The sequence below is a fragment of the Guyparkeria sp. TX1 genome (genome assembly GCF_046523965.1).
Taxonomy (GTDB): Bacteria; Pseudomonadota; Gammaproteobacteria; order Halothiobacillales; family Halothiobacillaceae; genus Guyparkeria.
In genome coordinates this window covers 1,520,027-1,533,470 of sequence record NZ_CP144142.1, presented here as the reverse complement: position 1 = coordinate 1,533,470, position 13,444 = coordinate 1,520,027, and the positions used below count along the sequence as shown (strand labels likewise).

General features: G+C 56.9%; 12 protein-coding genes. 1 reads left to right on the top strand and 11 read right to left on the bottom strand.

The window, feature by feature from the left end; genetic code table 11:
• Nucleotides 1-17: 17 nt before the first annotated feature.
• Complete coding sequence (locus VWP12_RS07195) at nucleotides 18-203, top strand: hypothetical protein (RefSeq protein ID WP_410473569.1); 186 nt, start codon at nucleotides 18-20, stop codon at nucleotides 201-203.
• A gap of 83 nt (nucleotides 204-286) precedes the next feature.
• Here the strand turns inward: VWP12_RS07195 and VWP12_RS07190 are convergent, their stop codons facing one another.
• The 11 genes from VWP12_RS07190 to glmS form a co-directional block, all read right to left on the bottom strand.
• The gene (locus VWP12_RS07190) at nucleotides 287-1,567 is read right to left on the bottom strand and encodes a hypothetical protein (RefSeq protein WP_410473568.1); all 1,281 of its coding nucleotides are present in this window, start codon (nucleotides 1,565-1,567) and stop codon (nucleotides 287-289) included.
• On the bottom strand, nucleotides 1,564-2,685 hold the full coding sequence (locus tag VWP12_RS07185) for a glycosyltransferase family 4 protein (protein WP_410473567.1): 1,122 nt from the start codon (nucleotides 2,683-2,685) through the stop codon (nucleotides 1,564-1,566). Before VWP12_RS07185 ends, VWP12_RS07190 begins: the two co-directional genes overlap by 4 nt.
• Nucleotides 2,679-4,025, bottom strand: a complete 1,347-nt coding sequence (locus tag VWP12_RS07180) for a hypothetical protein (protein ID WP_410473566.1) — start codon at nucleotides 4,023-4,025, stop codon at nucleotides 2,679-2,681. The genes VWP12_RS07185 and VWP12_RS07180 overlap by 7 nt, the downstream gene beginning before the upstream one ends.
• Nucleotides 4,015-5,313 (bottom strand): oligosaccharide flippase family protein, encoded by a 1,299-nt coding sequence (locus VWP12_RS07175; RefSeq protein ID WP_410473565.1) that lies wholly within the window; start codon nucleotides 5,311-5,313, stop codon nucleotides 4,015-4,017. Before VWP12_RS07175 ends, VWP12_RS07180 begins: the two co-directional genes overlap by 11 nt.
• A gap of 112 nt (nucleotides 5,314-5,425) precedes the next feature.
• Entirely contained in the window at nucleotides 5,426-6,565 is a 1,140-nt protein-coding gene (locus VWP12_RS07170; RefSeq protein ID WP_410473564.1) for a DegT/DnrJ/EryC1/StrS family aminotransferase, read from the bottom strand.
• Between the two features lie 139 nt (nucleotides 6,566-6,704).
• Complete coding sequence (locus VWP12_RS07165) at nucleotides 6,705-7,280, bottom strand: acyltransferase (RefSeq protein ID WP_410473563.1); 576 nt, start codon at nucleotides 7,278-7,280, stop codon at nucleotides 6,705-6,707.
• A gap of 68 nt (nucleotides 7,281-7,348) precedes the next feature.
• Nucleotides 7,349-7,738: a GxxExxY protein gene (locus VWP12_RS07160; RefSeq protein WP_410473562.1), complete on the bottom strand. Its 390-nt coding sequence runs from the start codon at nucleotides 7,736-7,738 to the stop codon at nucleotides 7,349-7,351.
• A gap of 51 nt (nucleotides 7,739-7,789) precedes the next feature.
• Nucleotides 7,790-8,842 (bottom strand): Gfo/Idh/MocA family protein, encoded by a 1,053-nt coding sequence (locus tag VWP12_RS07155; protein ID WP_410473561.1) that lies wholly within the window; start codon nucleotides 8,840-8,842, stop codon nucleotides 7,790-7,792.
• Between the two features lie 186 nt (nucleotides 8,843-9,028).
• Complete coding sequence (gene tviB, locus VWP12_RS07150) at nucleotides 9,029-10,324, bottom strand: Vi polysaccharide biosynthesis UDP-N-acetylglucosamine C-6 dehydrogenase TviB (protein WP_410473560.1); 1,296 nt, start codon at nucleotides 10,322-10,324, stop codon at nucleotides 9,029-9,031.
• 18 nt (nucleotides 10,325-10,342) lie between these two features.
• Nucleotides 10,343-11,209 (bottom strand): Wzz/FepE/Etk N-terminal domain-containing protein, encoded by an 867-nt coding sequence (locus VWP12_RS07145; RefSeq protein ID WP_410473559.1) that lies wholly within the window; start codon nucleotides 11,207-11,209, stop codon nucleotides 10,343-10,345.
• A gap of 10 nt (nucleotides 11,210-11,219) precedes the next feature.
• Nucleotides 11,220-13,073 carry a glutamine--fructose-6-phosphate transaminase (isomerizing) gene (gene glmS / locus VWP12_RS07140; RefSeq protein ID WP_410473558.1) on the bottom strand — a complete coding sequence of 618 codons (1,854 nt, stop codon included), beginning with the start codon at nucleotides 13,071-13,073 and terminating at the stop codon, nucleotides 11,220-11,222.
• Nucleotides 13,074-13,444: the final 371 nt, after the last annotated feature.

The window sequence follows — 13,444 nt, the reverse complement described above, 5'->3', positions numbered from 1 at the left end:
GCAGACGCACCGGATCCATGAAGCAACTGCCCGACAATTCGCTCGGGTTTTTCGTTCCCACCGTAGAGCTCACCGTCATCACCTTCGCCAAGGTGCCGGTGCCGTTTTGCTGCCTCTACGACCGGAACAACGTCCGCCGCAAAAAATTCGTTGGCGCCAATCTCGACCAACTCGGCCTGGTCGATGGGCAACGCACCCGCTGAAAATATGGCCAGCAATCGAGCAGCCAGACGCCCTGAAACAAACAAAATCATAAACACACTCCGAAGTGTTTACAAAAAAGGAACTAGAACTTTTCCGAGATGCGGGCGCTCATTTGAGCCAATGATTCCATCATTCCGTTAGACCACCTTGTTTCGACTAACGGATGGCGCCGACGGGTTGATGTGTCTGAATAAACACTCAATTCAGACGAACTCAACGGGAACGAATCAATCAATCTTTCATATTGATACGATACTCTTTCATCGCCCAGCAAGGCCCACCACCCAAATGCAAAGGTCCCGGATAATCCATATGGTCCATATCCTTGCAGCACGCCTTTGTGCGATGCGTATTTCCAGCGAAACCAACCGTTATGTCCGTCCATATAATTATTTAGCAATGGAATTGTGCCTTGATTAGGCGCCAACACCTCAGAAAGAAATTGATGAACCAAGCCGTCCTGCAACCGAAGAATCAACCCCGTTTCTTTACCGATCGAGAGCTCAGCTGATCTCAACCAGGATGGATAGCGATGAGCGTGACTGGAATCAATTACGGCATCCTCAAGGGGTTGAGGAGGAAGAGGTTCTCCGTCCATCGATACCGGCTGACGGTAGTATCTGGAGTACGCAAAATCCCGATGATCATCCCATCGCCCGACATCTATCAACCATCCATCCCCTTGCCATTCCACACGCTCCGTGAACACGCGAAGGAAAAATTCCTTTGCTTGCGCGCATCCCAATCCACACTCTCCCAGCTTACCCGCTCTGGAAAATAGGCCATACAGGTCCAATCCTAGTGTCATGGCGAAATAATCTTCGTCAAAGATTACGTTGTAATACGAGCGTTCCAGCACATCATTAGTCGTGGCAAGTTTCCACTCGATACGCTCGCTAATGCCGGCAAATGGCTCCCGGCCCCATAGCCAGGCAGGTTCCGCTGACCAGTACCGGTTGAACTCGTCAAGAACCCAGCCAGCTGCATCTACATCGTCTTCCAGTACCAAATAGCGAGCCACCAGGTGAAGGTGCTGCAACCAGTTCAACCGCCCGAGGTCGACCTTATCGGCCTTTACCGCTTTCTCGAGCCGGTCAACGTAGTCAGCAAAACAGCCTTTCAAAGTGGGATTGTCGAAAGCGTAAGAGTACTCAAGCGGGATCATGAGCATATGAGCTGCATCATATGCATCCCGCTCCGACCACAACGGATCTGCGAGGTAATTGCACCAAAGTTCAGTGATTCCGGGTCCCAGCACATCTTCGCGGGAGGCGATTGGACCTTCGAACTGATCGGTTGCGCTGGTCTGATCACACCCAACAGAAAACATCATTACAACGCAGAAAAAAGCAAGTCTTTTCACTGGCCAGTTACCATTTCTTTGTAAAGCGCAACCAGCTTGCGCTCTTCATGCGACCAATTAAAGCGGTCCTCGACGGCCGCACGCCCCCGCTGCCCCATTCTTTCGGCTTCCTGCGGGTGCTCGTTTACCCAGTCGATCGCCTCAGCAATCGCCTCAGGGTCCAGCGGATCCACCAGAAGTCCGCAGCCTGCTCCATCGATGATGGACCGCCACAACGGGAAGTCCGAGGCAATTACTGGTAGCCCAGCAGCCATGTACTCGAACATCTTGACCGGCAATGCATCCGGATAATTTTTGGTCGGATGCAATACCACTAGACCCGCCCGAACATTCCCCAATACTTCGGCAATGTCTTCACGCCCCATCCAACCATGTGCCACGACGCGGCTCCAACCCTCTGTAGCGCAGACTTCATCTTCCAGAACCGTAGGGGTAAAGGTACCCCCAAGCTGCAACCGAACGTGATCGTCTTTAACGCGACCAATGGCCTTCACCATTTCTCGCGCACCGCGTGCGGCCGTAATCCCACCCACGTAGGCAACATGCGTGGGCCTAGCAGCAAATGGGGTGAATTGCGGGAGGACCAGTTCCGCCAACACAGGGAAGTTCTGGACAATCACCGTCTTTTGCGCCGGGAAGCGACGCGCAATTGTCGGCGTAGCCGCGACTATCCCATCGAACAACTTGGCCGCAGACCACTCTAGTCCCTCGACCAACACCGCCACGGGCCGACGTATCCACGGGTGAAGCCAGTGCTTTCCCAAGATCTGCCGCGGCACGTCTTCATGCACGTCATAGATGACCTTGATCCCGGACAACTTCAACAACATCCCAATCGGGATTAACTCAGGGTCATGAAAGTGCGCGACGGACGGCCGCGCATCCAGCACCGCACGGTACATCCGCCAGGCCCCTTTCGTCATGCGAGCCAGACGACCACCAGACGGCACCCCTGTATCAACGACATCGATGCCACGAGCCTCATCTCGCTCGTTGCCCTTATCGTCCTGGACATAAAGCGCCACCGACTCCTCAAGAGCCCCGGCCAATGACGCAACCTGTTTGATCCGGATGCGCGTATCAGAACGAGGATGAACTGTTGTGAAATGGATCAACATGACGCTTTTCTTTTAAAATTACAAAGCATTCTGGCTCCATGCCTGTTATTCACGAGTACCCCTGTCTCAATCTCCGTACGCTTACTCCTCAGCAGGAACAAAGACAAGAAGCCAACACCAATACCATGAGTCAGCAGGGCTGTAGGAAGATCCGCACTAAGCAGCAACGACCGACTCGGAACAATAAGCACGGCAACCGCCACCCACACCGGAATACCTTGCGCAGAAACACTGTCTATCAATTTGAACAAGAAGCCGGCCAATACTGAATAAAAAATTATTCCAAGCACGCCCGCGTGCATGAACCCGGTAGACAGGAAGGTGTTATTTACATGGGACTCAGTCCCTCGCGCCTCTCCGATAAGCTCCGGATACCCAATATGATACGGGTATTCAACTAGGGATGAAAGGATCGAGTTGGACCAATAGACGTGCTGATTAACTGAGAAGAACGAGTAATAGTCAAACGTATTGTCAGCAACAACGAAAAACACCCGACGCACGAATAAACTCGCTGGATATCCGGAATCAAAAAGCACGTACAAAAGCAAAGTGGCAACAACCACCCCGCTCATCGCAATGGGCACAACACTTAACGCACGAGTTTTACGGAACCATACCCATAAGAACAGAACGAGAAACGGAAAAAATAGAACCGATTTGTGAGCACTCACACCAAACCAAAACACATGGAGCGCAAACACCAGAGCTGCCAACCAGTACACTCGCTTCCAGAGGGCAATTGCCAAAAGCGCTGGCCCAAAGATCTTGTATGCCCAAGTATTCGCATATCCCATGAAACCTTGGTTGATGACAGCTCCCACATCGCGGCGGTATTCATATACTTCACTCAAGTCCAGATTCAAGTATGCAACACCGCCTGAAACTATCAGCCAGATAGTAACCAGACCCGCACCTACGCCGAGCCCCACATAGGCAATAAAAGGTCCCTCCTTCAACAGTGGAAACCGGATTAACGCGCCTCTTCGAATCGCGTCAATGATTACGTAGCCGAGTAGCACTATATACAAATGTTCACGCGACTGATCCGCCAATCCGTAAAAAATTAACAACGGCGCCATCAATCCAAACAGAAGGAAATTCATAAAATAGTCAGACGGCCGCGCCAAACACCGAGGCGCTAGGATCAACAGCAGGACAAACAGCAGAAGCCCTTCAAAATATTTTACCCAAGCTGGCTCGTAACCAAACCCAGAGTACGCGTGCACCGGACTTACATATATCCGATATCCAAAATCGAGCATTGCCCACAGGAAAAGGCCACTAAAAACAAACCAGCCTCGGCTCTCAAGAGATAGAAGGAGATGCTTACCACGCATTACTAACCACCCGGCCCGATCTGGAAAGCAAAAAGAACACGAGGCCAACAGCCACGCCATACCCAACCATAGTCGCCCCGGCAATTCCCATAACGGCAACCATCTCATCCTCAATCACATACGCGGCACCCAACGCACCGACCTTCATGGCGCCGATCAACAAATGAACAAGGAAATTGAAAATTTGCCCTTCAATTGCCATCAGAACCATTGAAAGTGGCGAATAGAGAAATTGAACGAACAACCCTGCGATCAACCAACTGGCGTAAACACCAGCATCTCGCCAGTCTTCTCCGAAAACAGCTGCGAAGATTGGTTCGGCGTAGAAAAAAATCACAAGTGTTGGGGGCAGGCCGATAATTGCCATAACGAGTAGCAACTGAAAACACCGTTGGCGCGCCTTCCCGGCTGCCAGCAGGTTCCTCATGTCACCGTAAAGCACTTGAGCTACGGCTTGACTGACCATGGTCATGGGAGTAGCCAGTATCCGGTCCGCCAGGTAGTAAAAACCGGCGACAACAGGACTGAACAACACCGCCAACAGGAAATTGGGAAGCTGGACGCTGGCAGTGTTCACGACCGCCGCTGGCACGTCATACATCGGAAACCGTCGATGTCTGCGGATAAGTGCTTTGGACCGTAATGGCCGGGAAATCGCATCCTTGGTCCACGTCACGAGGCCGAGATTACTGGACAGGCTCCTGACCCCGGCGCTCTGACCGATCGCGTGACCAATCACTAACCCCCACACACCCAATCCGGCCAAGCCACCGAGCACTTGTGCTGTGGCATTGGCGAGGCTCTGACTGATGCGCGTCTTCGCAATTCTTCGGAAATCTCGACGACGAACCGCCCAAAACTTGAGTGCCTTGTAGGTGCCTGCGACGAGAATAACAATCGGTAACAACCACAGGACACTGGCCAGGGCCGGGGTTTCCGTCCATGTCGCTATCCGCTCCCCGAGCAGGAACACCACAACCACCATGATCAACGCGGTAGTTACATTGATCATCAGAGCAATGATCAGGAGGGTTTCTGCGTCCCGTTCGTGTCGAGGCAGTGGGATGGCTAACTCATAGCGCAAGCTGGAGGCAACCAGAACGACACTCATGACCGCGCCGAAGACCGCAAAGACGCCGAAATCGCTTGGGGTGTACAGGCGTGTAAGCAGCGGGACGACCGCAAGCAGAATTAATTGCCCGGCGGCGTTTGCCGATGTCAGTACAGCGACACCGCGCAGGAAGCGGCTATTCATTCCCCGCTGAATTAGCGCCTTGGCACGGATCATCAGAGACTTACGTATCCGTGAGGCTTGTCGGAAAGCCCTAACTTGCTAATTGTCCAAGCGTATTTGCAGGAGACGGCGCTCTTTCCACGCTGGGATTCTCGAGCTCCCGAAATCATTTGGGGCGATCTACCAAAGCGCGAACCAGCGCCTGCTGTTGCTCGGCCGCCAAGTACGGATGCATGGGCAGACTAATAACTTTCATCGCTGCCATATCGCCCTCGGGCAGCGATACCGATTCGTCGCTCACGGCCGGCTGCTTGTTGAGCGGAATCGGGTAGTGGACGGCTGTGGGAATGCCGGCTTCCTTAAGCGCCGATTGCACCGCATCCCGATCGGGAACGCGGATGGTGTACTGCGCCCAGGCGCTGGTGTTGTGTTCCTTGATGACGGGAGTTTGGCCACGGAAAGCACGGAGGGCCTCGGACGGAATTTCTGTCAGTGAATTTCCGTGAACGTCCGTGGCCGACAACAGCTTGTTGTATCTAGCCGCCGCCTCGTTTCGTAGGTCAAGTTCCTCTTCCAGAATCTCCAGCTTGGGGAGCAGGATGGCGGCTTGCAGGGTATCCAGCCGGCTGTTCACGCCTACGCGCAGGTGGTGATAGCGGCGGTCCTGGCCGTGGCGAGCGATCTGGCGTAGTTTTGTGGCCAGTTCATCGTCGTTGGTGAACAGGGCTCCGCCGTCACCGTAAGCACCCAACGGTTTGCTTGGAAAGAAGCTGGTGGTGCCAATGGTGGTCAGATTGCAGGAGCGTTCGCCCTTGTAGGTGGCGCCGAAGCTTTGCGCACCGTCCTCGATCACCGGTATGCCGTGCTTTTCCGCAATCGCATTGATTTCGTCGAAGTCGGCACACTGGCCGTACAGCGAAACCGGAATGATTGCGCGTGTCTTCGACGTAATCGCGGCTTCAATCTTTTCCGGGTCCATGTTGTAGGTCACGGGATCGATGTCGACATAGACCGGCTTCGCGCCAAGGACGGCGGGTGTTTCCGCAGTAGCGATGTATGAGAACCCAGGAACAATCACCTCGTCGCCAGGACCGACGCCGACGGCCATCTGGGCGATCTGCAGGGCATCGGTGCCGTTGGCGCACGAGATGCAGTACTTCGCACCGGTGAAGTCGGCGAGCTTTTCTTCCAGCTCGGCCACTTCCGGGCCGAGGATGTACTTGCCGTGAGCGAGCACCCGCTGGATGTTTGCGTCGATCTTGTCCTTGATGCGCGCCTGCTGCGCGGCGAGGTCGATGAACTGCATAGTGTTTGGTCTTCGTTTTGGTCTCACGCAAAGGCGCTAAGACGCTAAGGGTCGGGGTTCCACCTGTATGGGCGGGCAGCGCATCCCTGCCGCACCCGCTGTTGTTCTTTATCTTGGTAACTACGCACCTTAGCGAGAGTCACTCAGCCGTTACTTGACCACCGGAGAGCTTATAACGCTTGCCCGTGTGCTCACAGACTGCCTCGCCATCCCCTTTCAGAGGCAGGTCGAGGCGTTCGCCGTATTCGCTCATCCAGCCGATCTGTTTCGCGGGCACGCCGACCATCAGGGCGTAGTCGGGTACGTCGCGGTTGACGACGGCACCGGCACCGACAAAGGCGTAGCGTCCGACGGTGACGCCGCAGACGATGGTGCAGTTTGCGCCCAGGGTCGCGCCCTGCTTAACCAGCGTGGGACGGTACTCGTCCTTGCGCGATACGGCGGAACGCGGGTTGTAGACGTTGGTGAAGACCATGCTTGGCCCGCAAAAGACGTCGTCCTCAAGGGTGACGTCGTCGTACACCGAGACGTTGTTCTGCACCTTGACGTTGTCACCAATCTCGACGCGGTTGCCGACGAATACGTTCTGGCCGAACGAGCACTTCTGCCCGATACGGGCCCCGCCACAGACGTGCACCCAGTGCCAGATGCGGGTGCCCTCGCCTATGGTGGCGCCTTCATCGACGATGGCGGTTTCGTGTACTTGGTAGTTCATAGTTTTATGGTCTCTCGCTAAGGCGCGGAGGCGCTAAGCTTGTGAGAATCTGGCGCGACTGCTATGTCTCACGGCAAGTCTGATGAGTTGATGATGCGGGTTAGGCCCTGCTTGAGCAGTGGGGCACCGAAGTTGATCAGTAGACCCAGCCGCCTGTTCGATAACCTCAGGTATGTCAGCAACTGTTTCTTGTGAACTGCCTGCACCTGCTCCACGGACTTCAGCTCCACGATCACCTTCCCGTCCACTATCAGGTCCGCGCGGAACGCGTCGGGAATTTCCAGTCTCTGGTAACGGATGCCAATCGGCACCTGCACATCCACTTGACACCCCCGCGCGCCCAGCTCGTATGCGAGGACGGATTCGTAAACCGACTCGAGCAACCCCGGACCCGTCTCCACATGGACCTTGTAAGCCGCATCAACAATCTCTCGCGCAATCCGATTCTCTTGTTCCATTCGCCATCCTCTTCCTTGAGGACTTAGTGACTTAGCGCCTTTGCGTGAGCTTCAATACTCCAACGGCAGGGAGATGGTCTTCCGGTCGCGGGCGGAGAGGTAAGCGGCAATGAGAAGTTCAAGCGACTTGAGGCCTTCTCGGCCGTCGGTCTCGGGCTCGGCGTCGCCCCGCAGGGTATCGATGACGTTCTTGTAGTACAGCGGATGCCCGAAGCCGTAGACGGAGGTGGTTTCGTAGTTGGCCTTGAGCACATCCTCGTCGTAGTCGCGCGGCTCGTCGAATTCCCAGTGCTCGATCTCGTTCACGGCCACACCACCAACCTTGACCGTGCCCTTTTCGCCGAGGATGGTGATGGAGCCTTCCAGGTTCTTCGGGTAGGTGAGCATGGTTACCGACATGGAGCCTAGGGCGCCCGTCCGCCAGCGCACGTTCAACACGCCCGAATCTTCCACCTCGATATCCCGACCGAGTGTGCCAGTCATGGCCTGCACATCAGCGATGGGACCGATCAGCCAATCAAAGAGGTCGACGTAGTGGCTGGCCTGGTTCATGAACGCGCCGCCATCCAGCTCCCAGGTGCCACGCCACTTGCTCGCATCGTAGTACTCCTGCGGGCGGGTCCAGAAGACGTTCAAATGGACCATATTGATACGTCCGAAGCGCTTCTCCTGCACCGCGCGCTTGAGTAACTGCAGGGTGCTGTTGCGCCGATTCTGCTTGACCACGAACATTCGAACACGTGCCTCATCGCAGGCCTTGACCATACGCATACCGTCGGACCAGCGTGTGGCCATCGGCTTTTCGGTCATGACATTGACCTTGTAGCGCGCTGCCAACTCGGCCTGATCTGGATGAATGCCGCTGGGCGTGCACAGGGCAACCAGATCGATGTCTTCCGACTCGAGCATGGTTTCCATGTTGCCGTAGCCCGGCACGCCGTACTTATCGGCATGCTCATCCAAGGTGGCTTTGTCCGTGTCGCACACCGCTACCAGTTCCAGGTTATCGGCGTGCTTTTCGATCGAGCCGAAGTGATTGCGGGAGATGCGGCCACAGCCGACGATGGCGATGCGGATCTTTCGGTCGGTTATCGTTTCAAACATTGGGTCTTGTCTTTGTTGGTGGATTCAGGAGTCTTCCAATACGGTGGACGGCTAGACGCACGATGCGTATCGCCGTCAGAACGCGGTGCGCAGCAAACTTGCCGGGTTACGGCTTCGCGCCTGAAGGCGCTCCTACGGAAAACGATAGGTAGGAGCGGCTTTAGCCGCGAAATCCCGGCCATTTTTTCACAAACGCCCGTCGCTTTCGTGGCGCTCCAACACGTGCTTGATATCGTAAACCAGCCCGCCATTTCGGGTGAGCGAGCGAATACCTTCCGCGCCCATCTCAACGAACTGATTGTGAGCAACGGCGATCACGACGGCGTCATAATCCTTTTTCTCGGGTTTCTCCACGAGAGAAATGCCATATTCATCACAGGCCTCGTCCGGGTCTGCCCAGGGGTCATGGACGTGGACATTGACGTTGTAGTCACGTAATTCACGAATCACATCGATCACGCGGGTGTTGCGCAGGTCGGGGCAGTTTTCCTTGAAGGTGAGCCCTAGGATCAGCACCTTGGAATCGACGACCTGTACCCGTTTCCGGGTCATCAATTGCACTATCTGTGCAGCGACGTATTCACCCATGCCGTCGTTGGTGCGGCGGCCGGCGAGAATCATTTCAGGGTGGTAACCAATTTCCTGGGCCTTCTGGGTCAGGTAGTAAGGGTCGACGCCGATGCAGTGGCCGCCGACCAGACCCGGCTTGAAGGGCAGGAAGTTCCATTTGGTGGCGGCGGCCTCGAGTACCGCCTGGGTGTCGACGCCCATCTTGTTGAACAGCATGGCCAGTTCATTGACCAACGCGATGTTCACGTCCCGCTGGGTATTCTCGATCACCTTGGCGGCTTCGGCGACGCGGATGGCCGGGGCCAGATGCGTGCCGGCGTGGATAACGCGCCGATAAAGCGCATCGATGAACTTGGCGGCTTCGGGCGTGGAGCCCGAGGTCACCTTCATGATGTCCGCGACGCGGTGTTCCTTGTCTCCCGGGTTGATTCGCTCGGGGCTGTAACCGGCAAAGAAGTCCTGGTTGAACGTCAGGCCGCTGGTCTGTTCAAGCACCGGCACGCAGTCGTCCTCGGTAGCGCCGGGGTAGACAGTGGATTCGTAGATGACCACATCGCCCTTCTTCAGCACTTGGCCGACTGTCTTCGAGGCAGCAATGAGCGGGCTTAAATCGGGGCGCTTGTATCGATCGATGGGTGTGGGAACGGTGACGATGAAGACATTGCAGTCGGCAATGTCTTCCACGCGGTCGGTGAAGGAAAGCTGGGTTGCCTCGGCCAGTTCGTCCGGCTCGACCTCACGTGTGTGGTCGACACCGTTTTTAAGCTCAGCGATGCGCTTGGCGTTGATATCGAAACCGGTCACGGGTTGGACACGGCCAAAAGCCACGGCCAGCGGCAGACCGACGTAGCCGAGGCCAACCATGGCGATCTTGACGTCTTTGGGCGGGTTAAACTTGTTGATTGTCGTCATGATGTGTCGTTTTGTTAATTAATCTTCAGCGTCGAGCTCGTCGTGCAGGCGCTCTCGGGCGGCGGCAATGAAGTTGACCATCAAGGCGGCGAATAGCCCGGCAAATAAGCCGAGGATGGCGCCCAAGGCCACGATCAACTTACCGGAAACACCCTCGTCTAGATCGCGTTGCTGACCAAGCTCAACCAGGCGACCACTGGCGAGCGAGGACTTTTCCAGCTCCGCTGAAAGCAGGTCTGCCTTCACTTTCGAAATCTCGAGAGAAATGTCCGCGAGGTCGCCGTCCGTCTGGGCCAGTGATTCCGCCAAAGATTCGGCGTTGGCGAGGCGGGTTTCCAGCATCTCGATGCGCCGATCCAGTTTCTCTCGCAAATCGTCAACCTCACTCTCGACCAGGCCGGCGATCCGTTCGATGATCGATTCATGCAGCGTTTCGACACGTTTTGCTTCGTTCTCGGTTGCTTGCGTCTCCAGCACGATAAGTGACGTGCTTTTGGGATGGTCCAGCCCAATCTCCAGCTCTCGCCAGCTTTCCGAAGACTTGGCCTGACGGTCTTCCTTCAAGGACTTGGGAACAAACACCCGTTCGGTGAGCTCCATCACCGAGCTCGGTCCGATGATGTAATGGTCATTACCATTTTCATCGACGCTCTTGGGAAGGCTGTAGATCGACGCGTATGAAGAGGCTTTTATACCGTCACCCCGGGCAAAGGCATAGAGAGCGGCCAACACCATAATAATCAACGCCACAACCACCACCGTCCACTTGCGCCGCCACAGGGCAAGGGCCAGATCCACCAGATCAATCTCATCGTCAAATCGCGGCGGATTGGTGGTACGCGGCTGGCTGGGCCGGATTTCGTTCATCGATTCATCCTTTTTCATACAGATTTAGTTATTCCACCGTGACCGACTTGGCCAGGTTGCGCGGCTGGTCGACGTCCGTGCCCTTGAGTACAGCCACGTGGTAGGCCAGCAACTGCAACGGGATATTGAAGATGATCGGGGCACTGATTCGCCCTACATGCGATGTAACCGGCAGCACATGGGTGAAGTCCGCCGAGTGCAGTCCGGCACGTTCGTCAGCGAATACGAACAACTCGGCTCCACGCGCAGTCACCTCGGCAATGTTCGACTTCAGCTTGTCGAGCAGCTCGTTCTGCGGGGCGATGGTGATCACCGGCATGGTCTCATCGATCAGTGCCAGTGGCCCGTGCTTTAGCTCGCCCGCCGGGTAGGCTTCCGCGTGGATGTAGCTGATTTCCTTGAGCTTGAGCGCCCCTTCCATGGCGATGGGGTACATCGGGCCACGTCCGAGGAACAGGGCGTGTTCCTTTTCCACCAGCAGTTCGGCCAGCTCACGGACGCGGTCACCGTGATCCAGGGCGTCCTGGATACGGCCGGGCACCTTCTCCAGCCCGGCGACGATGCGTTGCTCTTCGGCTTCTTCCATGCGGCCGCTGGCGCGCCCAACGGCGAGCAGCAACAGGGCCAGCGAAACGAGCTGCGTGGAGAAGGCCTTGGTGGAGGCCACCGAAATCTCGGGGCCGGCGCGGGTCATCAGCACCAGGTCCGACTCGCGTACCAGCGAAGATTCCGGAGCGTTGCAGATGGCCAGCACCGGACGCTTCGGGTCCTCGCGCTTGAGCATACGGATGGCGGCGAGGGTATCGGCCGTCTCGCCGGACTGAGACAGCGCCACAATTAGGGTATTGGGGCTGACCACCGGGTTGCGGTAGTGGAATTCGGAGGCCACCTCTACAGCACAGGGAACGCGGAGGATATCCTCGAACCAATAACGCGCCACCATGCCGGCGTGATAGCTGGTGCCGCAGGCGATGATCTGCACACGCTCAACCGAGGCGAACATCTCGTCCGCGCCCACCCCGAACGCCGCCGGCAGAATGTGGCCGTGGGCGATGCGCCCTTCGAGGGTGTCGGCAATCGCCTGAGGTTGCTCGTGGATTTCCTTGAGCATGAAATGGCGAAAGCGCCCACGGTCGGCGCTTTCCGCCCGCTGGGCGGATTGGCGTACCGGGCGTTCGACGGCGTTGCCCGCCGCATCCGTGACGGCGAGCGTCTCGCGGGTGATGACCGCCCGGTCACCCTCTTCCAGGTAGATGAACGATTGGGTGACCGGTAGCAGCGCGAGCGCATCCGAGGCGGCGAAGTGCTCGCCGATCCCTACACCGATGACCAGCGGGCTTCCCTGACGGGCGACGAACAATGTCTCGGGGGCATCGGTGATGATTACCGCCAGTGCAAACGCGCCCTGAAGACGATCGACGGCGGCATGGAAGGCGGCCTCAGGCGACAGACCGAGTCCGAGTTGGTGATGGATGAGGTGGGCAATGACCTCGGTATCGGTATCCGAGGCGAAGGTGCAGCCGCTATCGACCAATTCGGCCTTGAGAGTCGCGAAGTTCTCGATAATGCCGTTATGCACCACCGCCACCCGGCCGTGTTCGCAATTGGGCGCGAGATGCGGGTGGGCATTGCGCTCGACCGGCACACCGTGGGTCGCCCATCGGGTATGAGCGATGCCGAGCTGACCGGTGATGGGGGTGGCTTCAAGTTTCTCCGCAAGGGCGGCGACCTTGCCCACGGCACGCGCCGAGGCCAGCCCCTGCTCTTCATCCAGCAACGCCACGCCGGCCGAGTCGTAGCCGCGGTATTCCAGGCGACGCAATCCTTCCAGGAGGATGGGCCCCACCTGCCGTTCGGCTACCGCTGCGACGATTCCGCACATGAATCCGTTTCCCGTTTAACTCGGATTGATTAGCGCGGGATTGTATCTCAATGAGGTGGCTCTGAGGGGGGATTTTAGGCCAGAAGGTCTTCTCTGGTGAGCAATGAGCAGTCGAGCGGAAGGCCTCGAGAGACTCGTCGGGTAGAGCCCGATTCGGCCGCGAGTGCCGGTCGCGAGTTCGTCATCCCCGGGACAACGGGGATCCGGAGCCGCGTTTGGTGGCTTCGTGCTCTGGATTCCCGCTTTCGCGGGAATGACGGGGGCGCCGAGGAATGCAAGGCTACAGCGCAATCCACGGAGCCTCGACCGCTTCAGCCGCTTCAGCCGCTTCAGCCGCTTCAGCCGCTTCAGCCGCTTCAGTATGAAAGATA

Bases quoted from the DNA above. Each gene is read 5' to 3' on its own strand.
- VWP12_RS07145 (WP_410473559.1), bottom strand. From the start codon at position 11,209: ATGAAAAAGGATGAATCGATGAACGAAATCCGGCCCAGCCAGCCGCGT.
- VWP12_RS07170 (WP_410473564.1), bottom strand. From the start codon at position 6,565: ATGCAGTTCATCGACCTCGCCGCGCAGCAGGCGCGCATCAAGGACAAG.
- tviB (WP_410473560.1), bottom strand. From the start codon at position 10,324: ATGACGACAATCAACAAGTTTAACCCGCCCAAAGACGTCAAGATCGCC.
- VWP12_RS07195 (WP_410473569.1), top strand. From the start codon at position 18: ATGAAGCAACTGCCCGACAATTCGCTCGGGTTTTTCGTTCCCACCGTA.
- VWP12_RS07175 (WP_410473565.1), bottom strand. From the start codon at position 5,313: ATGATCCGTGCCAAGGCGCTAATTCAGCGGGGAATGAATAGCCGCTTC.
- glmS (WP_410473558.1), bottom strand. From the start codon at position 13,073: ATGTGCGGAATCGTCGCAGCGGTAGCCGAACGGCAGGTGGGGCCCATC.
- VWP12_RS07155 (WP_410473561.1), bottom strand. From the start codon at position 8,842: ATGTTTGAAACGATAACCGACCGAAAGATCCGCATCGCCATCGTCGGC.
- VWP12_RS07180 (WP_410473566.1), bottom strand. From the start codon at position 4,025: ATGCGTGGTAAGCATCTCCTTCTATCTCTTGAGAGCCGAGGCTGGTTT.
- VWP12_RS07160 (WP_410473562.1), bottom strand. From the start codon at position 7,738: ATGGAACAAGAGAATCGGATTGCGCGAGAGATTGTTGATGCGGCTTAC.
- VWP12_RS07165 (WP_410473563.1), bottom strand. From the start codon at position 7,280: ATGAACTACCAAGTACACGAAACCGCCATCGTCGATGAAGGCGCCACC.
- VWP12_RS07185 (WP_410473567.1), bottom strand. From the start codon at position 2,685: ATGTTGATCCATTTCACAACAGTTCATCCTCGTTCTGATACGCGCATC.